Genomic DNA, 23,687 nt, shown 5'->3' with positions numbered 1-23,687 from the left:
TCTTTTTGTTTTATCAGCCAAAATGGATCACTGCCATTCCTCTAGCAAAGCATCCGCTTGCTTCTGGAGATCTTCATACGCTTCCTCGCTAATCAACGTATTGTCTTCTTGCTCGTCCAATAAATCCTTAAACCCTTCCATGTGGGTGATGGCTTTTTCTGCTTCTTCTTCGTTTTCATAATGATGGACAGCTGTTAAATGAGTCTGTAAGTGGCGAACGGCTTCCTCATTTTCAAATGCATCTTTTCTTTCGTACTGTTCAACGAGCTGCTCAATATCGAAGGCGTCGTTGGGCAAATAGCTTAATCCATGGCCGAAATCATAATGATCTTCAATCGTAACCGGGAGCTGGCCGCCGGGCTGAGCGCCAAACACCACATCAACAGCGGCATTCATAGACGTTGCGTTCGCTAATTCCCAATTATCTAGGGCATAGGAAGCGAGATACGCGTCAACGTTCGGATAGTTTTGCACATCGTACGGAAGCCCAAGTGAGACAGCCGCGACAGGTTTCCCTGTTTCTTTTAACGCCTGTACCAAGTCACTTTGTCCGTCCGGAAGCTCACCGAAAGAGAACGTTGGCACGAGAATGCGATCGGCCTCTTGCGCTTGTTTCACGGCAGTTTCTATATCTTCATTTTTGGGATCATGACTCTCGGCTTCCCAAGAAAGCACGTCCCCGTTGCTTTGCTGTTGTATTCGATCTGTTACGTCATCCACATGTGTAACGCCGGCCACAAACGTTGTTTCTTCACTATTAGCATCAAAAGGTAGAACATCTTCATTTTTTACTAACGTGATAGAATCGCGCCCCATTTGCTCTACGATTTCTTGATGCTCTTGATTTCCGACAAAATCTTCCACTTCGGATGCATCTACATACCGGTTGTCAAACAAGTCATATTCTAATTTCTTCGTGAGAATGCGTTCCAGAGACTCATGTACCCGTTCCTCCGATAATTCCCCCGATTGATAGGCATCATATAGCGCTTCATATGCTTCTTGTGGGGACGCAAGTGCCATCACGATATCCGCCCCTGCCTGGATCGACATCACAGCGGCTTCTCCGGCTCCCCAGTTATCCGTGATCGCTTCCATGGCCATGTCATCAGTGACGATCAGTCCATCGAAGTCCATGTCTTCACGTAAAAGTCCCGTTAATACATCTTCGGATAATGTGGCCGGAAGATCAGGATCTATCGCCTCTATGATAATATGGGCCGTCATTATTGAATCGATCTCAGCATCAATGGCTGACTGGAATGGAGGTAAATGTAATTCTTCAAGTTCTTCACGATCATAGGTTACAGTTGGCAATTCAAAATGAGAGTCCGTATCGGTATCACCATGACCCGGAAAGTGTTTGGCTGTAGAAATGATGCCTTCTGTCTGATAGCCATATACTTGAGCCGCAGTCATTTCAGACACTAAATCTGTCTGTTCGCTAAAAGAACGCACACCGATAACAGGATTTAACGGGTCGACGTTCACATCCGCAACTGGAGAATAGGTCCAGTTAAAACCTAACGCATCAGCTTCTTGACCCGCTATTCGTGCAAATACATCCGCATGTTGCAAGCTATTGGTAGCTCCAGCTCCCATTTGGCGGGGGAATGTAGTCGCGTCTTCAGGTACCTGCTGTGCAGCCCCATTTTCCAAGTCGGCCGTCGTGAACAATGGAATATCCATGCGATGATCCGCCGCATAAGCTTGTAATTGATTATTGTATTCCGCCTGTGTGATTGCATCTCTTTCTCCGCGAATAATCACAGAACCCATGCCATACTCCTGAATCATCTCTTTCGTGTATTCGTCCGGCATGCCGTCAGCTCCATCCTCAGGCGCCATCATAACGAGTTGTCCAATCTTTTCTTTATCATCCATCTCATCGATGAGCTGTGCGACTCTATCTTTTTTCTCCTCATCGAATGACGGGTTGGCCGTTTGAGCCTGGCTGAATCCTGAGCTTGCCATTAAAAGCTCAATCATCGCCAGCGAAATGAATGCTTTCATCTGCTTCTCCCTCCCTCGTTAAGCATCTATGTCCACTTCTCGATCAAGTCTGCCGCTTGTGTATCGAGAATATGAAACGCCTCTTGAGAAATCTCCGCGTTGATTTTCTGTTCAGCAAGTAAATCCTGAAAACCCTCCATATGCTGAATGACTTTTTCTGCTTCCTCTTGATCCTCGTAATGATTGACAGCTGTTAAATGAAGCTGCAAGGTAGAGGCGGCTTCATCATTTGCAAATTCTCCCTCCTCTTCAAAGTCTTCCACGAGGGATGTCATATGGCTTACATCCCAGGCATCGATAGCAGCTGCTGTCTGATCAGCGACATTTTCCCGAATGGTGTTCGGGGACTCTCCTTCCCGTGTCGGATGAACACGATTGCTGAGTAAAATCGCCGCCGTTTGCTCGTTAGGATCAAGGACTATCGACGTTCCTGTAAAGCCGGTATGCCCCATCGTTTCAGAGCTTGCTAAATCACCCATATACCATGCTTGATCCAGTTCCCAGCCCAATCCGTGGGAATCCTCCGGAAAATTTGGCAGCTGATCCGTACCAATCTTTTTTACCGTATCTGCTTGCAGAATTCTTTCTCCTTCATACTTGCCTTCATTAAGAAACATCTGTCCGAAAACGGCCAAATCCCTGGCCGTTGAAAATAAACCGGCATGTCCGGACACACCGTCCATCACCCACGCGTTCTCATCTTGAACCTCGCCCCACACGAGTCCTCGATCTACTTCAGGTTGATATTCAGTGGCAGCCGTACGCTCCTGCAGGGATTCCGGTGGATTGAACATCGTGTCATCCATTCCGAGCGGTTCGGTAATATTTTTTTCGATATATTCGTCGAGACGTTCTCCCGTGATGTGTTCAATCACCGAGGCTAACGTAATCATATTCAGATCGCTGTACACATAATCGCTTCCGGGTTCATGGATTAACTCAGAAGAAAAAACGATATTATAAGCTTCTTCACCCCAGATTTCGCGCCACTGATCAGGCACGGCAATCATTTTTGATACCTAAAGCGTGATCCCTGTCCTATAGCCATTGATTCTCAACCCATGTAATAAAATATGAGCCTATCCCCAATCATTCGACATGATCAAGGCAAACGAAGGGGCGGATCAAGGTTACTGGTGACGGTTTTCGACACCCTTTGAGCTTCTTGGTTCCGTAAAAATGCTCGCATCCATTTCTAACAAATCGAGGATACGGGGCAATTGCGGCTCATAATGCTTGGGGAAGAACCGCCGACGTTGGCCGTCGATCTCCATATGAAGGATGTCGACGGTATCCAAAAGTTCCAAAACAGACTCACCCGTGGGGTGAAAACTTCTGCGACCCCCACCGCCGAGCTGATTCAGGGGTTCGGAGGCCCCTTCCATATTTTTGCGAATCAGGTATTCGAAGAGGCTGTAGACCATCGTGCTGATCATCATCACAGAAGCAAAAGCTTCGACGCGTCGGGGCTTGGACAGGAAAACTCGGCCGACAAAAAAGGGGTTTTTGAGAAATCGAAAGCGATTTTCCACCGTCTGTTGCCCTTTATAAGCTTTTAACAGTTCCACATTCGGCTGATCATCTTTGGCCACATTGGTCACGAGAATAAAGATGGCGCCTTGTTGCCGGAGCGCCTCGAGCTGTTTATCCGATGGCGGATGAAGCGTTAATCGGACGCGGTAAACGGTTACGGGCGGCGGTGGTGCCTCCCCTTTCTTGGGCCGTCCTCGCTTTTGTCGTTTGCCCGGGATCTCGTCACGAACCACCGTTCCTTCAAACGTATGGTAGCCTTTGCGGTGATTTTTGAGAAACGTGGTAAGCGCTTCTTCCGCGTCGGCTTCGCAGGCGAAGTCTTGGCTTTCCAGCTCGGCTTGATCCTTGTGCCAGCTTCGCTGTTCCTTTTCCAGGTTGTTTTGGATGGTTTTTTCTTTTTGAGCCTCCATATGGTCGGATTGGACCACTAGAAACCGGTAGGTTTTCCCGTTAAGTTTAGCTTTGGCAGGGTAGATGCGGTAAGAAGCAGCGCCTTTACGCTTCACGAGGGCACCAATCTCCTCCCACTGATCCTGATCCTGCTCTAAAGCCTCTGCCTTCAAGGTTTTAGCGAGCTTAAAATTTTCCGGCAGGCGGGACAAAAACTGAAAATCAGGCTGATTCTCTTGGCCTTTGGTGGCCTCTAAATTGGCTTGGGTCACCAGGGCACTATCGGAAATAAAAATGGCTTGTTCCAGCTTCTCTGGGTCATACCAATCGGTTAACGCATTCAAGACATGCTTGTTCCACGTTTTATCGTCTTGATTGCCGTTTAAAATATCGGCATACACCGGAATGCCTTCCGGCGTCGTTCCCATGCCAAGTTTGAATTGAGGTAGGTCAGGCCGGTGATCTTTGGAATAGCCGCGCACGATTTTCAACACGTCTTCTTCGTCCTTGGGCTGTCCCGTGTACACAAAAGACGTGGTATCAAAATGAAGCCCTTTCCACGTGAGGTCGATCGGGGCTTGGACGGCCTGAACGGCGGCCTTGCAAACGTTTTCGATCCCCGCGTCATGAAGGGCGTCCAACGCCCGGCCGAGCGCATCGTCATTGAAATCGCTCGCTTTCGTTCCGGCGCCAAAGAGCAACTCGACATCTTGCTCTTGATAAAATTCTTGGACGCGATAAAGGGCTTTACGGTGGGATAATTGATTGATGATCATAGCAGCCACTCGTGTCCCTACGGAGACGTTACAGTCTTTCTCTTTGACAGAAGAAAGCTTGTCGATGGCCTCAATCAGTCCCATTTTATCAATCAGCTGGCGGATCACTGGCGTTGATCCGATACGAACGGGTTGAATGTCAGGAAGATCTTTTGGTGATAGAGTCAAAGGAATCACCTCAAAGTTGGTGTTTCCCTAATCTTTGATATATGCAGGGCAAATTCCTGCCAAAAATTAAAAAACGTGCTCAAATGGGCGCGAAATGTGGGCTTCACGGGAATCTGCCTCCGTATAAAATGGAACCCAGTCCTCAAAACCGGAAGTGTGAGTGATGAGATGGCGAATCGTTATTTCGGATTTATCGCTTTCATTAAACTCCGGTATATAGTTTGCTACCGGATCGTCCAAGTCGATATCACCATCTTCGTACAACTGCATGGCAGAAATCGCCGTGAACACTTTCGTAATAGAAGCTATATCGAAGATCGTGTCTATCTGCATGTCCACGGGATCATCCATTTCGGTGAGATCATCGTCAACGTATTTTGCGGCCTCGCCATAGGCATCTTCTTTTGCAATTACTCCGTTCTTGGCTGTCAAAACGACCGCTCCCGGCATCACATGATCGTCGATCCCCTGCTGGATGGCGTCATCAATGCCGTTTAATTCTTGTTCCACCATGCCGGCACTTCCTAGCGATCCCGGCTCGATCCAGCCTAATCGGTCACTAGAAGCATGGCTTGTCTCAGCGCTAAAAAACAACAACGGCAACAATAAAACACCACCTGTCACCATCGGCATCCATCGATTGGCCATTTTTTCACCTCCCCTCTTGCATCATCAGTGCGTCGACTCTCTTCTTTCTCAGTTTCATAGTGTTCAAGCGTTGTTATTAAAAATTTACCCTCACCTTTTCGCTTCTGTAATCATAGGAGGGTGTTTGTCTTTACGTTCAAGCTCTTATGTCTAATAATTCCTCCACTTGCAAACTTAAAATGTCATATGCTTCCTCAGTGATTAACGCTTCCTCTTGTTGATGGTCTAGGAGATCCTCAAAACCTTCCATATGCTGGACGGCTTGTTCCTCCGAGCCTTGATTTTCGTAATGATGAACAGCTGTTAAATGGACGGTTAAAGCACGGTGTGTTTCATCATCTGCAAATGCCCCGTCTTCAGCCAGACCCTCAACGACGGCTTCAATATCGGCGGCACTTTCCGGCGGTTCGACTTCAGGCTCTTCGCCCATATCAATCCGTGAAACTTCATTTGGTGTGACTTGAACGTTTTCGTCAGCGTCTTTTCCGTTGATTTCTATAAAATAGTTTCCCGGTTTGAGGTCGGTTACGGCAAAATATCCATTGGCATCTGTGGAAACTTCCACTTCGGCAGGCTCGTCTCTTCCTTTTTTTAATGTAATGTCCTGATTAACCTGTATTTCCCCATCAACAAGAAGTTGTCCGAGAACATGACCTTTTCCATTATCCTTCCACTCTGCTGTCGGCGTATCTACCGGCTCGGAAAACGGTGCTTCCTCTTCGTTATACTCTGTCGGTTGGGAAAGGGAACGGATCAGGTCTTCCTGCGAAACATCATCATTGCTCCAGTCATTGTACACATAAGGGCTCACCCCTTCAGCTATATTTTCGGAAGGCGATGGTTTCATAGCCCGGTTGATTTGCGATATGCCGTCTGCGACGGTATTCAAATATAGCCCTGGTCCGATCACCATGCCGCGGTTACGATCCAAATCCTTTTGCCATTCAATCCAGGCATCATAACGATCAGCTCGTTCAGGGTCCGCGTCTTCGTCATAGTTCATGACATAGACATAATCCAAATATCCTTCCTGCACCCACTCTTTCCAGTTTTGGTGAACTCGTTGGACTGGATCCAAATCCCACCAATCGGTTTCACGCGGATCATCAAGCCCCCAGGAAACGACCGCTGTTGACAAATCAACTTCTGGATTCTCATCCATCATCTCTGTATATACTCGTTTGACGAGGGAGTCCGTCTGTTCGACTTTCCAATCCAACCATTCTTCATCTTCAGGATGAGGGCGGTCTGTGCGTCCTGTTTCTTCCTGAAACCGTTCCAGAGAAGTCGGATTATACCCGTTCCACCCAATTGGTTCTCCTTCCGGGTTCTCCGGATAACGAATGTAATCCAGGTGTACTCCATCTACGTCATAATTTTTAACAACATCTCGAACTATGTCCACAACATGATCTCGAGCTTCCGGATGTCCTAAATCCAAATAGGGCTGCGCAGCATCAACATCATCTTCATATCCTTTAGTGACCCACGTCTCATCATCCGGTGCATCCGGCCCGTACTTATTATAAATATGTTCAGGATTTTCCGGTGCTTCTCCCTGCCACATTGTTCCAACATTGATCCAAGCATGCACTTCAATGCCATGTTCTTCAGCTTTATCGATGAGGTATCCGAGCGAATCAAAGCCCTCTGGCACAGCCGTATCCTCGGTAAAAGGCAATACATCGCTATGATAATAAGCATCATGCCGACGACTCACCTGAGCGATGATCGAATTCATATTCGCATCCTTAACATCCATGATCAGCTGATCGATTTCATCTTCTGTTTTTAAACCGGGTTCAAATGCGTGCACCCAAAACGACCGATAGAAATCTTGTTCACTCTCCACAGCATCTACACTTGAAACGTTTTCGAATGTAAACGATGTAACAACGAAAACTAGAGAAAGAAGCATGGCCAGAACGATTTTCATTCCATCCCCTCCCATTTTTATGAAAAAGGGGCATACAGCCCCTTCATCCTGTTACTGCCACTGCTCCATGAAGGCGTTGGCTTCTTCGGTGAGTGCTTGATAGGCTTCGTCCGATATCTGCTCATTTTCTTGCTGGTTATCGAGCAGATGATAAAAACTGTCCATATGCTCGACCACCTTCGCCATATCTCCTTGCTGTTCAAACTGTTCAACCGCAGACAAATGTGTCAACAGTTCACGTGTAGCCTCTTCGCTTGCAAATGCTCCCTGTTCTTCAAACGCTTCTACAGAAGTTTGTAATTCTGTAACACTATCGAAGTAGAGCAAATAGTCGTTTCTCGTTTGTTTAAAATCTTCCAGGTCGTCTTGCCAGCTATCGATGATTTCATCAACGGATGTGCCGTTTTCTATTTCTTCACGGACCCAGCTGTTCCCCATTAAGCTATCGAAGAAATCGTCTAATTCGAAGTCTTCGGGATAATTATCATGAATCGTTTTCACAATGTGCAGCCCTGTCTCAAGGGGTTCATATGCTTCATCGTCCTGAACGTGAAGCTCGATCCCCCCGGATAGTTCTCCCTCGTGTTTTGAGAACATAGGCGTAAAATAAGAAGCCCTGAATTGCACGCCCGGAAGGTCCAGTTCGTTCAATTCTTCCGCCAATGCAGTTCCATCAATAAATGGGGCACCAATAAGTTCAAATGGCTTCGCCGTCCCCCTTCCTTCCGACACATTCGTTCCTTCAATAAGAGCCGTACCGGGATAAACGATGGCTGAATCAAAGGTTGGCATGTTCGGAGATGGGAGAACCCATTCGAGGTCAGTATCGTCATACTTCATTTGACGCTCCCAACCTTCCATTTCCACAACATTCAGGTCAGCGCCAAGATCAAACTCTTCATTAAACAACCTTGCTAATTCGCCAACGGTCATGCCATGTTGCAAAGGTATCGGATACAGACCAACAAACGAAGAATAATCCGGATCTAATACAGGTCCATCAACATCCAACCCGCCGAGCGGATTAGGGCGATCAAGGACCATCATTTCAACATCATTTTCACCGGCCGCTTCCATTGCGTAAGCCATCGTGTAGATGTACGTGTAAAAACGAGCTCCGACATCCTGAATATCGAAAAGAAGGATATCAACGTCCTCCAACATTTCCGGGGTTGGCTTTTGTGTATCTCCATATAAGCTGTAAACGGGGAGGCCGGTTTGCTCATCAATGTATTTATCAACATCGTCTCCCGCTTGCGCATCCCCTCTCACGCCATGTTCCGGACCAAACATGGAGACGAGATCAACAGTTTCATGCTCGTGCAATACATCAACAATGCTGTTTAACTCCGCATCGACACCCGTCGGATTTGTAATCAGCCCTACGTTTTTGTCTTCCAGTTCACCGATTCTCTCTTCAAGCAAGACGTCAATGCCAAGTTTTAATTCTTCCGATTCTTCTGTCCCATCGTTGTCCGTTTTCTCCGTACCGTCCGCGGTCACGGAAAGGGTTGAAAGGATAAAAACAGCCGCTGTCGGCAAAAGAAACCATTTCTTCACGTTCCAATTCCTCCTTAAAAGGGGAGCGGGAAGTCCCGATCCCCTAAAAAATTAAAAACTATTGCCACCATGCAATCACATCATCCGTACGATCCATGAGCGTGTCATAAGCTTCTTCCGAGATCCATTCATTTTCCAGCTGCTGATCAAGCAGATGCGTAAAGCCTTCCATATGATCAATCACTTTTTCAGCTTCCCCTTGATTTTCATAGTGACCGATAGCCGTTAAATGGCGCTGTAAGGTATGAATGGCTTCGTCGTTTTCCAAATCCCCTGTGTCTTCGAATCGGTCGATCAACTGCTCGATAGTGGCCGTATCGATCTCATAGTTCAATCCATGGCCAAAATCATAATGCTCGGGGATCGTGACCGGCAATTCTCCTTTTGGATTGACCTCGCCGATCAAAGCGCTTGCCAAGGAATGAATGGAAATATCCTGGTCGCCATACGTCGTTAAATAGGCATCAACATCAGGAAAGTCCGCGATGTCATACGGATTTCCCACGCCCGTTACCACAATCGGTGTGCCGGTATCCTGGAGGGCGGTTACTAAGTTTTGTTGCTGCTCGTCCAAATGGGCCGAAGACGTCGGCACAACAACCATATCTTTATTTTCCGCCAAAGAAACGGATTCATCGATTTCTGCATCCGTTGGGCTGTCGCTCGTTTCATAGCTTTCAGCCTCTGGTAAAAGATCCGAGAGTAGCTCCGGTTTTCCGGATTCAGGACCGGTAACCAACAATTCTGTATCATAATCTAATGGAAGAACGCCGTCGTCGTTTTTTATCAGCGTAATGCTATCATCGGTCATGTCCTCTGCCAATTGAAGATTTTCGTCGCTTCCGATCTGATCGACCGCTTCAGGGTCTTCGTATGGATCATCGAACAATCCTTTCTCCATTTTTTGTTCCAAAATGCGGTAAACGGATTCATTTAGTCGGTCTTCGCTGATTTCACCGTCTGCGACGGCATCAAGCATCGCGTTATATGCCAAATCAACATCCGGTGGATCCAACAGCATGTCAACCCCGGCTTTAAAGGCTTCCACCGGTACTTCTTCTTCCGGTATGACATCGACACCGTCCATATCCAGACCGTCCGTCACAATCAGCCCGTCATAACCTAACTCGCCACGCAAATAATCCGTTAGGATCGGTTCGGAAAACGTAGCAGGAAGTTCCGAATCATCCAGTGCAGGGACGACAATATGAGCCGGCATAATCGCGTCCACTTCATGATCAATGGCATCTTTGAATGGGGGCAAATCTTCTTCAAGCAACATTTCCAAATCTTTTTCAATAATCGGGAGCCCGTAGTGGGAATCAACATCCGTATCGCCATGGCCGGGGAAATGCTTCGCCGTCGAAATCACGTCTTCCGATTGGAACCCTTGAATTTGTGAAATCCCTAAATCTGAGACTAAACCGGGATCCTCAGAATAGGAGCGAACACCGATCACAGGGTTGTCCGGATTAACATTTACATCCAATGTTGGAGCAAAATTCATATTTATGCCTAACTTTTTCATCTCTTCGCCCAGGATTTCCGCGGACTGTTCTGCGTAGGCCGAAGATCCGGTCGCGCCAATCGCCATATTACCCGGGAATGTCGTAGCCGGCTCTGTCACACGCGCGACAATGCCACCTTCCTGATCCGCTGATACTAACATGGGAATAGACGACCCTTCGTCCATCGCGATATCCTGAATTCCGTTGGACAGGGCATTCACCTGCGATGTGTCGACGGGCATGCCAATATTATCGGCCCAGTTAAAATAAATCACACCACCGGGATGATAATTTTCAATCACTTCCTTGAAATTCTCTCCGCCGCGATCATTTTCCAGGTTTTCTTCTTCATAATTCGGATCAGTCGGCGTTTCTCCATAGACATGAACAATAAAAAGTTGCCCGACTTTTTCCTCCAACGTCATATCGTCCATAATGGATTCGATTGCGTCAGGTTCAGGTTCTTCTTGAGTATCTGACTGTACGGCAAACGTTGAGTGTAGACTTATCATCAAAGGCGCTAATAATGTCACCGCCAAAATGGGTCGCCATCTCATGGAACGACCTCCTTTTTTTGAAAAATCTGTGCCAGATTTTCGTGAGATAATCTGGCACTTTTTAATGTTATTCCGGCACTTTACCGACTGCTAGGCAGCTTCATCTGTGGTTTCGCCCTCGCTAACAAGACCGGAAACTGCCTCATCAATTAAGTCGCCGACATGTTGAATCTTGTCCGGACTCACTTTATCAATCGTGTCTTCCGGCGTGTGATACCAAGGCTCTAAACCAGCATCTCCCGGTTCCGTTCCGGGCTCCATCCAGATAAAGAGGGCTGCATCAATGCCTGCTTCATGAAAAGGGACGTGATCGGATCTGCCCATTTCGTGCAGTGTTCGTTCATCGTCGTCATAGCCTAATTGCTCAGCAGCTGCATCTACAGATTCCCATACGGCATTTGATTCTCCGTCAACAGTGCTCACATGCAGCTGCGAAGCCGGATCCCAATCTGTCCCCACCATATCCATGTTAAAGTTCATTTCACTGCGATCAATTTCATCCTCGGACAACTGATCAACATACTCAGATGCCCCAACCAAGCCAATTTCTTCGGCCCCAAACGCTACGAATCTGATTTCCTTGTCCATCGGCATATCTTGCATCACCCGGGCGTGTTCTATTAGACTTCCCGTTCCCGAGGCATTGTCATTCGCGCCCGGAGATTCCGGAACGCTATCATAGTGGGCGGTGAGATAAACGATTTCCGGATCTTCCACGTCTTCTGCTTCTTTCACCGCCACGACGTTTTGTGATTCGTCGTCGTCCTCGATTTCAAACTCATGGGTAGACGTTTCATAGCCGAGATTTTCAAACTCATCCTGGATGTAATCGGCAGCCTCCGCTTCTTCGGCAGTGCCGGCGACCCGTGGGCCGATGTCCACACTTAAATGCTCAACATGGTCCATGACCCGGTCAGCCTCAAACATTGTTTCATCGTTTGCGATCAGATCATCAGCGAACGTATTCAAAATCTCATAAGCTTCATCGGAAATCAATTCATCGTCCAACTGATGATCGAGAAGATCATGAAAACCTCCCATATGTTCTACGACTTTTTCCGTTTCTTCCTGGTTTTCATAGTGACTTACCGCTTCCAAATGAATGTCCAAGTCATGAGAAGCGTCCTCCCCTTCGAACTCCCCGTCTTCCTCGAATTGCCCTACGAGCGTTTGCAAGCCAGCGGCCGTGACTCTTGGATCGTCACAGTCTTCCAACGGCATGGCGCTCACTTCGTTGTAAGTCGCTTCTCCATCCATCAGAAATGGGATAACGGTCATCATCGACTGACCCATAGTAACAAATACCCCATGCTCACCCACTTCTTCCGTTTCCAAGGAAAAAGCATCGATATGGCGGTCGATATCTTCAGCCTGTGTAGTGTGAAGCATGTAGCCGCACGCGTGGGGGTCTAACATTTCAGTCGGCTCCCAATTGTCCGCTCCGTCAAGATAGAAAGGCTCGGATTGTTCCTCACCCGCGGTCGCTTTACGCTCCGGAGCTTCATTCACTTCGATGGAAATCTCATCCATCCGTTCGCGATAGAAATCCAACACTGATTCCACCGTTTCCATCTGGGCATCCACCCGATATTCTGGCTCTTGTTCACCTGCGGTTTCAGTTAACAGGCCCAATCCATGCCGAAGGCCTAAAACATTTCGGGAAATCCGTTCATCTCCGCCACCGGATCCGCCTGGTTCACCGTACAAACCGGTCGAAAATCCCGCATCTTCTACATCAGGAAATAAGTAGTCTTCCACCATCTCCTGGTTTAAGTTACGGAGATCTTCATCCCCGTTAAGGTTGCGCGGCCACAACATTTCCATATCAGGATCACCGGTAGCCGAAGGTCTTTCATGGGCATCAACCGTAATATCTGGAGAGAATTCCTCTAAAACATCTGCAATGATTTGTCCCTCTGGTTCTTCGAGGTTAAGGTGATCACGGTTAATATCCACCCCGTTCGCATTTTCACGCGTGTTTGCTTCCCGGCCATCCGGATTAGCCGATGGAATAAACATAATCGTCGTTTCACTCAACTGTTCCTCTAACTCCGCATCATCGGTAAATGCCAAGTCCCGCAGCATTTGTAACGCCATCTCCCGGCCGGCCGGTTCATTTCCGTGTTGTGAGCCGATCACCAACATGTTGTTTCCATCGGCGATGGCTTCATCCGCTGGCGGCCCCGGATCTCCCACCTGCACTAAATGCAGTGGCCGATCTTCCACGGACGTTCCGATTTCGGAATACGTCATTCGCTCCGATTGTTCCGTTACTTCTTCCAGAAATGCCAATTCATCCTCATGGCTCGTCCATTCTTCTCCATCACTGTCTTCAAAGCCGGTCGTCGGAGGTTCCTCCGCACTTTCATTTTCTTGGGCGATGGCTCCTGCCGTAGGACTTCCGACGAGCAAAAATGCAAAAAACAAAGCAGAAGGAGTCTTCTTCCATTTCATATTTTTCATAGTGTCCTCCTTAAAATCGTTTTCATAGATTTCTAGAAAAAAGCTGACCGAAAACGTATGTTCATGGGTCAGCTCTTCGATGTAGATTACTGCTCTTCACCATCGGTTTGGGTAGCTGTAAACGTCCATTCCAGCTCTAAAGAATCGCCCTGGAACTGATTCATGTCTACGTCATCGCCGCTTGTGAAGTTAAACTGCACGACGAGGTCGTGGGATTCATCGACCGGAAGGCCGTCATCGCCTAACTCAGGATAGAATACGTGCTCACTGATCGCCTCCGGTTCCATGTCCTGAAGCTCACTTAACGTCGTTTGGAAGATCACCTCATCCAAATTATCGGCGTTATACAAAAATTCCACCTCGATAAACTCCCCGAAATCTTCCGTATTATTTCCCTCCGCATCGATCACCGTGTAGTCGGTCTCCAACGTCACCGTGTCAATGTCGAGAGACCCGTTGTTTTGCAGTTCAAAATCACGAACCATCGTATCCCCGGGCTGCAAATTATCCACGTCAATGATTTCTGTCGGTTCCGCGTCTAAATCAAGGGTTCCGGCCGCGAACGTATTGTTCGTTTCGACACTGTCGCTAAAGTAAGCGAATGTCCCCCCTCCGATTAACGTCAAGCCGAGAACGGCCGTCGTCACACCCATACCAAGCTGCTGTTTGATTCCCATGTAAAAAATTCCTCCCTTTAAAATTATGATTATGTGAACGCCTGATCAAGGCGATGTCACCATTCTTATTGCCATTCGTCCATAAGCACGTCTACATCATTCGAGAGAACGCTATACGCTGTCTCGGAAATCAACTCGCTTTCATGCTGCTGGTCGAGCAAATCCTGAAAACCTTCCGTATGCTGGACAACTTTGTCCACTTCTTCCTGATCTTCGAATTGACCCATGGCTGTCAAGTGCATATCCAAAGCGTGGGCAACTTCATCGTTTTCGAAAGCGCCTTCTTCTTCAAAATGCTCAACGAGCATTTTCATGTTATCGACACTTGTATCGACGTAAAAGATTTTTGTCTCCCTCTCCGTTCCGCCTGCTTCTGTGGTTACTTCAAACGTAACGGCATGGAAACGTTCTTTTAACGGCTCGTCCAGCTCCAATGATAATGTACCTGTTTCTTCATCAAACTCAGGTTCATATTCGATGCCATCAACGATGATACGGAAGTCGCTCTCATCGGCTTTTTCCCCCTCGATATCGGCCTGCAAATCCGGAGTGTTATCTGCCAACTCTTCGCCCATCTCTAGCGAAGGGGTTATAGTTACGCCTGTATCGCCATCTTCGTCATTTTGCTCCACTTCTTCCAAAACCCGCAGATGGTTTTCGCCCAATATTTTCTCGATATCTTCTTCTGAGTAGTCTCTATTTTCAAGTTCATCTGTAATTTTATAGAATTCGGATGCATCTTGAAGATCTTCCGGCATGTCCGCGCCATCGAAATCCGATCCTAACGCAACATGCTCCACGCCCATGACATCGACGGCGTGATCAATATGATCGACAACATCATCCACGTAACCTTCCGATTCATCGGTTAAAAATGCAGGGTAAAACACGACCCCTAACACACCGCCATTGTCAGCCAACGCTTCCAACTGTTCATCGGTAAGGTTCCGCTGGTGGTCATGTAATGCATTCACACCCGAATGAGTGGCAATGATCGGATCTTCGGAAACTTCAATCACATCCCAGAACGTTGTCCGGGCCATATGCGAGACATCTATCATCATCCCGATGTCATTCATTTCTTCGGCCACTTCTTCACCCAAGTCTGTTAGTCCACCTTCGGAAGGCGTTTCCTCGGGATCACCGTATACCCGGTCAGCGCCCTCCCCGAGCGCATTCGAAGTGTTCCAGGTAAAACCGAGCGCCTTCACCCCTAAATCATCATATTGGTGCAGCAGTTCAATAGCATTTTCTTCTTCCATGGAATATCCGCCTTCAATCGTTGGTACGGCGGCTATTTTTTCATCCTGCACCGCTTGTTCGATCTCTTCACGGGACGGAGTTATAGTGAGCTCCTCCGGGTTGTTGGCTTCCGTCCAATAGAGCCCGTTAATCTTGGCCAGCGTTTCGCTAACGCTGCGCGGGGTGTTTTCATAATATCCCGGCGTATAAGCGGCCAGATAAGGAACATCCAACCCGCCTTCTTGCCCTTTCGGAATGTCAAAGTCAAACGATGTCTCTTCCCCGATATCGGTTTCCGGCAACCATGTCGTCTCATCCAACGCGTGCATAAACGTGTCGATATGACTGTCTACGACGGTAGATTGATAGTGAGTATCCTGGTCGCTGGCCAAAGACGTGCCTTGAAAAGCAAAGGATGCGGAAAAAATAAATAGGATGCTGAGCACTACCCTCATGACAAGCACTCCTTCCTCATTACGGTTGTTTTTCAATCAAGGTATCGGCTTGGGCAGTGAGAATGTCATAAGCTTCATCGGAAATGAGATTATTTTCTTGTTGATGGTTTAACAAATCGTTAAAGCCTTCTTCCATATGCTGGGCCACTTTTTCATAGTCTTCCTGATTTTCATAGTGGTTGACAGACGTTAAATGAAGGTGCAAGGCGTCGGCCGCTTCCTCATTTTCAAATTCACCCTCAGTTTCAAAACGTTCCACGAGGTTCATCATGGATGCGCTGTCAAGCGTGAATCCAATCGCCGCTCCTTCGCGGTTATCATCCGCAACCCCTTCAAAGACGCCTTCACCAGGGTCAACGATAATGCTTTGGACGTTGCCGATTCCGCCAGGGGTGTCGTCAAACTCATGACCACGCGCTTCCAGCTCATCCCGGGCACCTTGCGGAATCCCTTCTTCCCAACTAATATCGGGGTAATCCATCGTGTGAATACGAGGCTCTTCAATCGCTTCCTGCAAGCCCATATCATGGTCAATGACATTGTTGACGACATTAAATACCGCATTAATAATTTGTGTTCCTCCCGGTGAACCGGCGCTCATATACGGTTCGCCGTCATTAAAGATGATCGTTGGGGTCATGCTGCTCAATGGCCGTTTGTTAGGCTCCACTTGATTAGCCCCTCCGGGGGTCGCGTCGAAATCCGTCAGCTCATTGTTCAGCATAATCCCGTAGTCGGGAACCATAATGCCCGAGCCGAATACTTGCTCGATCGTGGTCGTAAAACTGACCATGTTGCCCCATTGATCGGTGATTGTAAAATGAGTGGTCTCCCCATCGTCTCCACGTTCTTCTACCTCAACAGATTCATAGTTCGGTTCCTGATCCTCATAAGCCCACGGGTCTCCGGGCTCCACGTCTGCATTGGCTTCTTCGGGGTCGACCAAAGCGCTGCGTTCTTCAATATAATCAGGATGCAACAGCCCTGTAAAAGGAACGTCCACAAACTCGGGATCACCCATATACTCACCCCGATCGGCATAACCGAGGCGCATCACTTCCGCCAATAGATGATAACGCTCCGCATCCTGGCTGCCATACTGGCCGATATCAAAGTCATCCAACAGCGCGAGCATTTGCAAGAGAGTCAAACCTCCTGAACTCGGAGGCGGCATACTCGCGATGTCATACCCTTGATACTCTCCCCATACCGGTTCATCAATGTCCGCCTCATAATTACGAATGTCATCCATGGTCATACTTCCGTCGAACGCCTGGACAGTATCAGCAATGGCTTGTCCAATTTCACCATCATAAAAAGCATCCAGCCCTTCGTCTTGAATGAGTTGCATCGTATCAGCCAAGTCTTCCTGTACGAGATGATCCCCTTCCTGTAAAGGCTCGCCTTCAGGCAAAAAGACATCCTCGGCGGCGCTTTCCGATAATTTATCCTGATTATTGTCAATCGCGTTCGCTAACTGTCCGTCGATTTCAAAACCTTCATCGGCCAGTTCTATCGCCGGTTCCATCAACGTTTCAAAGTCAACGGTTCCCCATTTTTCACTGGCCGTCATCAAGCCATCCAGGGTACCGGGAACGCCTACCGAATCACCACTCGTCACCCTATCTTGAAAAGGAATTTCATTGCCGTCTTCATCCAGGAACATATCCGGCTCCGCACCGGCGGGCGCTCGTTCCCGGCTGTTCACGATTGTGGTATCATCTTCTTCGGCATCATAGACCATCATGAAACCACCGCCACCCATGCCGGACATCATCGGTTCCACAACATTCAAAGCAAAATGAACGGCAATGGCGGTGTCGACCGCATTCGCGTTTCTTGCCAGCATCTCTTCGCCAACTTCGGAGGCGAGAACGTGAGATGTCGACACCATGCCATCCTCTCCTTCATCAACCAACGGATCCTCGGCAGCATCAGCTTCATCCGTACCGAGACCCGCAAGAGCCGTCGAGGCGATAAGCATAAAAGACGTTGCCATAGCCAGCGAACGTTTTCTTTTCATAGATATACCTCCGTTTCGTTTCAAAATTGCCGGAATAAAGTGCGAAAGTGTCAGATTCATCTCGTCGGTCGACGATCACAGCGCGTTTTCACTCAATTCCCACGCCATCAAATCCATCTCTGACTGCTTCGGTTTGGTCACTGTCTTCTCCATAGATGTCGATCGACGACTGAACGAAGGCAAAACGGGTATCATCAAAATCGGACATTGGGGTTAAATACGTGGTTAAAGCTCGATAAGCAATTTGCCCAAGGTCTTCACGACCTATATCTTGTCCGATTAAATAAGCCGCGTGATTAATAATGGAGGAATTGATATGAACGCCGCCGTTATCCAAATCAATCGGCAAGTCATAATATTCATCCATGTGTGAAGGATACGCGCCGGAGCCATCCCCATACGCCCAATACGCTTCATCGACGTCGAACTGTCCGGGGTCTTCGAGGCTTCGCAAAGCAAAACGTCCGTCCTCGATCGCAGCCGGTGCCATCACGTCTTCTCCGATATGCCAGCTGGATTCATCAACCAGAACACCGAATATATCCGACATTGCTTCATTTACTGCGCCGGATTGGAAACGATACACGAGTCCTGCTGTATGTTCGGTAACACCATGAGTCATTTCGTGAGCAGCCACATCCAACCCTGCCGAAAGCGGAATAAACATTTCATCATCTCCATCGCCGTACGTCATTTGGCTGCCGTTCCAAAACGCATTTGCAAAATCTTCACCGTAATGGACAGATGAGACAACACTCATCCCTTCATCATCGAGGGAATTGCGGTCATGTTCTTCCCAAAAATACTCATAAACTTCGGTTGAATTGTAATGGGCATCTACCGCAGCCGCGTGGAATTCATCACGAAAGTCAAAAGCCGCATCCTCATTGGAATAAGGGACACCGGGCAAAACGAAATCTTCTTGGGCATCATACGTTAGGATGCCATCCAGGTCAGGAATGGAAAAATCAAATAAGCTGAAGGTTCTCCCCGGTCCGTTATCTGCCGCTTTATGAGAGATGTTTAGCACCCGATTCTCACCTTGAACGCCTATGCCGGGACCAGTCGCGGATTGATACTCTTCAGCGTCCGGTTCAGCATCGGAAAAAGATGCATCAGCTTGTTTATTTTCCTCATTTTGTAACGCTTCATCTTCCAACCCAGCCGCCTCTGCCATATGGGAAATTGTATTGTATTGATCGATCACTTCACCTGTAGAGGCGTCAACAAAGACAAACCAATTGCCCGGTTCTTCCGTCATAAACGTAATGTTTGCTTTGTAAACGAGATGTGTGTCATCGCCTACTGGATAGTACACAAGTTCTGTTTCAGGATCTTCTTCCAGATCCTCCGGTGCATTGACGGCTTCCCGAGCGTTTTCGATGGCTTCATCCTCTGGGAATACTGCACTGCTTGAAATCGTATCCATCTCGTCCACTTGCGAATCGAAATGGCCATTGACCGAGTCGATGGTAGTGTCTTCGTCAAAATGAACAATCACCTCATGACCTTCAACCGGAATCCCATTTTTCGTTTGCTGCAGGCGAATATGGGTCATCCCTTCATCATCGGTTTGTTCTTCAAGCACCTCCATATCCTGGATTGGATCCGTCATATCAAAAAAATCGTTGTTGGCTTCCAAAAATCGTTTGGCTGAGTCCGCATTGCTTTCCTGATCTTCAACGGAACGCTGCATTTGCGCAGACACAGCCGTATCATCCTGATAAATGATCCTTGAATCTTCACTGTTTTCTTCCGGAACTTCGTCATTCGGTGTTTCGTTATCAGCTAAAACTCCACTGGAGACAGCCAGTGACACGATTAAGCCCATCGACAAACAGCCCGTCCATTTTTTAGCCATTTATTGCTCCTCTCCTTCAGTTTGTGTGGCTGTAAACGTCCACTCCAGCTCTAAAGAATCGCCCTGGAATTGGTTCAAATCTTCTTCAACGTCGCTTAAAAAATTGAATTGCACGACGAGATCATGGGATTCATCGACCGGCAAGCCGTCATCGCCCAACTCCGGATAGAACACGTGCTCACTAATCGCTTCCGGTTCCATATCCTGAAGTTCACTCAATGTCGTTTGGAAAATTACCTCGTCCAAATTGTCGGCGTTATACAAAAATTCCACTTCGATGAATTCCCCAAAGTCTTCCGTATTATCGCCTTCGGCATCAATCACCGTGTAGTCGGTCTCCAACGTCACCGTGTCAATGTCGAGAGACCCGTTGTTTTGCAGTTCAAAATCGCGAATCATCGTATCCCCGGGTTGCAAATTATCCACGTCAATGATTTCTGTCGGTTCCGCATCTAAATCAAGCGTTCCGGCCGCGAATGTATTGTTCGTTTCAACACTGTCGCTAAAGTAGGCGAACGTCCCCCCTCCGATTAACGTCAAACCGAGAACGGCCGTTGTGACTCCCATGCCAAGCTGCTGTTTGATTCCCACTTGAAATTCCTCCCTTTAAAACTGTAATTATGTGAACGCCTCATCAAGGTTACTCCTGACGGGGCGGCGACACCGATTCTTCATTTTTCTTCGACGATTCGATCTGCCGCAACGCGCGCCATACGGTGAACGCGGAGTATGCCAACAACAAAACGCCAGGCAAAATTAATAACAGCACTGCTCCCTGCTCCGAGGTGGCAAAGACAAATGCGTAACCGAGAAACGGGACGGTCAACCCTGTGTATTCACCAAGCACATTTTCAGCCAGCACCGGTTCTGAATCCGTCGAGTTATTGTTATCGCCCTTCGTAATATATTGCTGGCCATCACTTTCAACTTCGTGAACCCTATGGGTAACGAGATTATCATCGGAATTGGTAAACGTGATGACATCTCCTTTCTCAAATTGGGTCGTTTCCTCCGTCGGTTGGACTGCAATCATCGATCCGGTTTGAATCTCCGGTTCCATGGACCCTGATAAAACCGTTTTCAATTCATACCCGAATACATTCGGTTCCCCATCAGCCGCCTGGCTGGAGATAACCGCGAATAAGGTGACGACGAGCAACATAAAAAGTAAAGCAGTTGTAAAGCCACTGATGATTTTTCTAGTGACACGCCACATAGTATTCATCACCCTCACAATAAAATTTTCACCCTTGAATTGATTGGCTATATTAAAAATAGTGGGATATTATTGTTCTTCTTCCTTTTTCTCGTCCTCATCCGTTTCATCCTCATCGTCCAGCTCTTGTCCGCTTTCATCTTCTTCCGAGTCTTCATCGTGATCCTCGTCATCACTCTCGACATCTTCTTCATCCTCTTCTCCGAATGAATCATTCGATGAAATATTGCCTTCCAGCGATTCCTCGTCTTCAAACGTCGCCGATGTCGGCGATGTCACCAAAACACCGATAAAAAACAATAAATAAGTCACCGCGAACAGCCGGACAGGAACGCTTATCTTTCTGTGCAATTCACCCGCTCCTTTTTTCCCTCCTGTGACGGTCACAGGAGGGATTTGTTTTCATTTTCACTTCCATATTTCCAGGAGAGCTTCTGCTTGGGCACTTAAAATGTTATAAGATTACTGGAGATCAACTCCTCCTCTTGTTGATGGTCAAAAGAGACTCTCAAAACCTCTCATGTACATGGATGACTTGTTCCGTTTCATCTTCATCTTCGCAATGATGGATGGCGGTTCGCCTTCAGCTTTCGTCCATTTGTACATCCATTTGTTGCGGAGATAGCGTTCCCTGATACTCAAATTCGTCTTCGATATGAACCGTAACGGAGGCGCGATCGTCTTCAATCATGGGATCATTTTCTTCAACGATGACCTCAAACGCTCGTATCTCACCGTTTTCAAGCGTTCCTAGCCCTGTAATGCTAGCCCAATCTTCTTTCGCCTGCAGTTGGCCCACTTCCTCGGCTTCTATCTCGATATCCTCACCCTCGTGATTAAATTGGAAATAACCGGTCGCTGATGAATCACTTGCTGCTTGTTCGACAGCGATCGCTACTTCTTCATCCGTGGAGCCGGAACTATCTACATTACGCAATGTTCCGGAGCCTTCAACGCTGACATCTTGATCAACGCTCATCGGCCGACTCGGCATATTCCCCGTTCGTTGCAGTGCTTCACCGATTTGAACATCGGTCGTTTCACCATCTTGTAGGGCAAATTCACCATTCACAAGCACATGCTCAATCCCATCCGCATACTGCTGAGGGTCATCGAATTCGGCGTTGTCCGTAACCGTATCCGGATCAAAAACCGTAATGTCAGCGGTCATGCCCTCGGCAATAAAACCCCGATCGGTCATTCCGATCATCGTGGCCGGCAAACCCGTCATTTTCTGCACGGCTTCTTCAAAAGAAAGCAGCCCTTCTTCCCGTACGTCCTTGCCAAGCACCCGTGGCTGTGTACCATAACGACGAGGATGAATACCATCCGAGTACGTGGCGCCCCCATCTGATGCGACGGCCGTTGTTGGATTTTGAAGAATTCGTTCATAATCATCTTCATTTCCAAAATGATAAATCGTCGTCAAGCTCCCTTGATCTTCTAATATTTGCATTGTCGCTTCCCCTGGGCTCACACCCTCTGCTTCAGCCACATCAGCCAAAGTCTTATCTTCACCCGGAAAATAAACATCTTCCGCTGTTTCCACCCGGCTCGTCATCACATCTTCAATTTCCTCTTCAATTTGCGGACGTAATTCGGAATCGGCAAAACGATCCAGCATTGCGTCAAAACCGCCATCCTGTGCCCACTGTGGGATGAGCGCCGTCAATCCGGTTGAACTTGCCAAATAGGGATAAACATCGGCGGCTGCATATGTTCCGCGCTCGTTGGCCTCTTCAATGAGACCGACCGTTTCTTCGGAAGCTCCCCAGTTATCCGCCCCCATCACTTTCATGTGCGTGATGACCGGAACGAGTCCTGCCTCTTCTCCAATTTCGATCGTCTCTTCGGTCGCTTCTACGACATCATCCATTTCGTCACGAATATGGTGCGGGAAGTTTGTCCGCCATTGATCAGCAACCTCGACAACATCGATCACTTCTTCGGTATCGGCATAATTGCCAGGCGTGTAAAAGAGGCCGGCCGAAACGCCAAACGCTCCTTCTTCCAGTCCTGTTTCAACTAACCCTTGCATCTCTGCAATTTCTTCCTCCGTGGCATCGCGATCGTCCTCACCGACAACCTCTTCCCAGACAGAATTGAATCCAATGTATGTACCGATGTTAATCGCCAACCCGTCATCTTCCAGATCGTAACGTTCCGTCACATCGACCGGTCCGCCACCATCAGGACTTAAAATCTCTGTTGTCACTCCTTGTGTAAGCGAGCTGGTCGCAGTCTGTAACGCTTCAAGATCAGCATGGCTGTGAACATCAATAAAACCCGGCGCAACGATGTTCCCGTCAACATCGACTTCATGCGCAGCATTGGCTTCATCCAAATCTCCAATCTGTTTAATGTACCCGTTCTGAACCCCTACGTCCGCTTCATAACTCGATTGGCCTGTCCCATCCATCACTGTGCCATTTTTAATAATCGTATCGAATTCATTTTCTTGGGCATCACTTTGGTTGTCATGTTCCAGTGCTACGACAGACCCGCCGATAAGAATGACTGCTAACGAAACAATGAAAAGACGTTTCCCCATTTCATGCGATCCTCCTCGAAAATTTTATACTCTCTACCGTTTGCGAAATCTACCTCCCATTCGTTTTTTTACAAGTTTTTCAAAAGTTTAAGATATTCATACAAAATATT

The 23,687-nt window shown here is 47.8% G+C and carries 16 protein-coding genes; all 16 read right to left on the bottom strand.

What is annotated here, in order from left to right; translation table 11 throughout:
- Positions 1-27 precede the first annotated feature (27 nt).
- Positions 28-2,013 (bottom strand): glycoside hydrolase family 3 protein, encoded by a 1,986-nt coding sequence (locus tag HUG15_RS03710; protein ID WP_200127130.1) that lies wholly within the window; start codon positions 2,011-2,013, stop codon positions 28-30.
- A 26-nt stretch (positions 2,014-2,039) separates the two neighbouring features.
- On the bottom strand, positions 2,040-3,023 hold the full coding sequence (locus HUG15_RS03705) for a serine hydrolase domain-containing protein (protein WP_200127128.1): 984 nt from the start codon (positions 3,021-3,023) through the stop codon (positions 2,040-2,042).
- Positions 3,024-3,143: 120 nt separating this feature from the next.
- Complete coding sequence (locus tag HUG15_RS03700) at positions 3,144-4,880, bottom strand: IS1634 family transposase (RefSeq protein WP_200127126.1); 1,737 nt, start codon at positions 4,878-4,880, stop codon at positions 3,144-3,146.
- A 66-nt stretch (positions 4,881-4,946) separates the two neighbouring features.
- Positions 4,947-5,528 carry a serine hydrolase domain-containing protein gene (locus HUG15_RS03695; protein ID WP_200127124.1) on the bottom strand — a complete coding sequence of 194 codons (582 nt, stop codon included), beginning with the start codon at positions 5,526-5,528 and terminating at the stop codon, positions 4,947-4,949.
- Between the two features lie 136 nt (positions 5,529-5,664).
- Complete coding sequence (locus HUG15_RS03690; RefSeq protein WP_246516475.1) at positions 5,665-7,464, bottom strand: family 10 glycosylhydrolase; 1,800 nt, start codon at positions 7,462-7,464, stop codon at positions 5,665-5,667.
- A 51-nt stretch (positions 7,465-7,515) separates the two neighbouring features.
- Positions 7,516-9,024, bottom strand: coding sequence for an exo-beta-N-acetylmuramidase NamZ family protein (locus tag HUG15_RS03685; RefSeq protein WP_200127120.1), 1,509 nt, complete (start codon positions 9,022-9,024; stop codon positions 7,516-7,518).
- Positions 9,025-9,082: 58 nt separating this feature from the next.
- A complete protein-coding gene (locus tag HUG15_RS03680; protein ID WP_200127118.1) occupies positions 9,083-11,089 on the bottom strand; it encodes a glycoside hydrolase family 3 protein in 2,007 nt (668 codons plus the stop codon).
- 90 nt (positions 11,090-11,179) lie between these two features.
- On the bottom strand, positions 11,180-13,552 hold the full coding sequence (locus HUG15_RS23315) for a M28 family peptidase (RefSeq protein WP_281393590.1): 2,373 nt from the start codon (positions 13,550-13,552) through the stop codon (positions 11,180-11,182).
- Between the two features lie 86 nt (positions 13,553-13,638).
- Positions 13,639-14,229 (bottom strand): TasA family protein, encoded by a 591-nt coding sequence (locus HUG15_RS03670; protein ID WP_200127116.1) that lies wholly within the window; start codon positions 14,227-14,229, stop codon positions 13,639-13,641.
- 65 nt (positions 14,230-14,294) lie between these two features.
- Entirely contained in the window at positions 14,295-15,926 is a 1,632-nt protein-coding gene (locus tag HUG15_RS03665; protein WP_200127114.1) for a dipeptidase, read from the bottom strand.
- 19 nt (positions 15,927-15,945) lie between these two features.
- On the bottom strand, positions 15,946-17,949 hold the full coding sequence (ggt, locus tag HUG15_RS03660) for a gamma-glutamyltransferase (RefSeq protein ID WP_200127112.1): 2,004 nt from the start codon (positions 17,947-17,949) through the stop codon (positions 15,946-15,948).
- A gap of 88 nt (positions 17,950-18,037) precedes the next feature.
- Positions 18,038-19,810 carry a M4 family metallopeptidase gene (locus HUG15_RS03655; protein WP_200127109.1) on the bottom strand — a complete coding sequence of 591 codons (1,773 nt, stop codon included), beginning with the start codon at positions 19,808-19,810 and terminating at the stop codon, positions 18,038-18,040.
- Positions 19,811-20,401 (bottom strand): CalY family protein, encoded by a 591-nt coding sequence (locus tag HUG15_RS03650; RefSeq protein WP_200127107.1) that lies wholly within the window; start codon positions 20,399-20,401, stop codon positions 19,811-19,813.
- Between the two features lie 49 nt (positions 20,402-20,450).
- A complete protein-coding gene (gene sipW, locus HUG15_RS03645) occupies positions 20,451-21,035 on the bottom strand; it encodes a signal peptidase I SipW (protein WP_246516474.1) in 585 nt (194 codons plus the stop codon).
- Between the two features lie 60 nt (positions 21,036-21,095).
- Positions 21,096-21,377 carry a hypothetical protein gene (locus tag HUG15_RS03640; protein WP_200127105.1) on the bottom strand — a complete coding sequence of 94 codons (282 nt, stop codon included), beginning with the start codon at positions 21,375-21,377 and terminating at the stop codon, positions 21,096-21,098.
- A 232-nt stretch (positions 21,378-21,609) separates the two neighbouring features.
- A complete protein-coding gene (locus HUG15_RS03635) occupies positions 21,610-23,577 on the bottom strand; it encodes an N-acyl-D-amino-acid deacylase family protein (RefSeq protein ID WP_200127103.1) in 1,968 nt (655 codons plus the stop codon).
- Between the last annotated feature and the right edge of the window lie 110 nt (positions 23,578-23,687).

Origin of the sequence: Salicibibacter cibarius, assembly GCF_016495725.1 — a bacterium.
Classification (GTDB): domain Bacteria; phylum Bacillota; class Bacilli; order Bacillales; family Marinococcaceae; genus Salicibibacter; species Salicibibacter cibarius.
The sequence above is the reverse complement of the archived record's forward strand: the minus strand, read 5'-3'. Positions and strand labels throughout refer to the sequence as shown.

What these genes read in the sequence shown, in the direction of transcription:
- HUG15_RS03705 (WP_200127128.1), bottom strand. Translation starts at nt 3,023, where the DNA reads ATGATTGCCGTGCCTGATCAGTGGCGCGAAATCTGGGGTGAAGAAGCT.
- HUG15_RS03655 (WP_200127109.1), bottom strand. Translation starts at nt 19,810, where the DNA reads ATGGCTAAAAAATGGACGGGCTGTTTGTCGATGGGCTTAATCGTGTCA.
- HUG15_RS03690 (WP_246516475.1), bottom strand. Translation starts at nt 7,464, where the DNA reads ATGAAAATCGTTCTGGCCATGCTTCTTTCTCTAGTTTTCGTTGTTACA.
- HUG15_RS03670 (WP_200127116.1), bottom strand. Translation starts at nt 14,229, where the DNA reads ATGGGAATCAAACAGCAGCTTGGTATGGGTGTGACGACGGCCGTTCTC.
- ggt (WP_200127112.1), bottom strand. Translation starts at nt 17,949, where the DNA reads ATGAAAAGAAAACGTTCGCTGGCTATGGCAACGTCTTTTATGCTTATC.
- HUG15_RS03710 (WP_200127130.1), bottom strand. Translation starts at nt 2,013, where the DNA reads ATGAAAGCATTCATTTCGCTGGCGATGATTGAGCTTTTAATGGCAAGC.
- HUG15_RS03665 (WP_200127114.1), bottom strand. Translation starts at nt 15,926, where the DNA reads ATGAGGGTAGTGCTCAGCATCCTATTTATTTTTTCCGCATCCTTTGCT.
- HUG15_RS23315 (WP_281393590.1), bottom strand. Translation starts at nt 13,552, where the DNA reads ATGAAAAATATGAAATGGAAGAAGACTCCTTCTGCTTTGTTTTTTGCA.
- sipW (WP_246516474.1), bottom strand. Translation starts at nt 21,035, where the DNA reads ATGAATACTATGTGGCGTGTCACTAGAAAAATCATCAGTGGCTTTACA.
- HUG15_RS03695 (WP_200127124.1), bottom strand. Translation starts at nt 5,528, where the DNA reads ATGGCCAATCGATGGATGCCGATGGTGACAGGTGGTGTTTTATTGTTG.
- HUG15_RS03635 (WP_200127103.1), bottom strand. Translation starts at nt 23,577, where the DNA reads ATGGGGAAACGTCTTTTCATTGTTTCGTTAGCAGTCATTCTTATCGGC.
- HUG15_RS03680 (WP_200127118.1), bottom strand. Translation starts at nt 11,089, where the DNA reads ATGAGATGGCGACCCATTTTGGCGGTGACATTATTAGCGCCTTTGATG.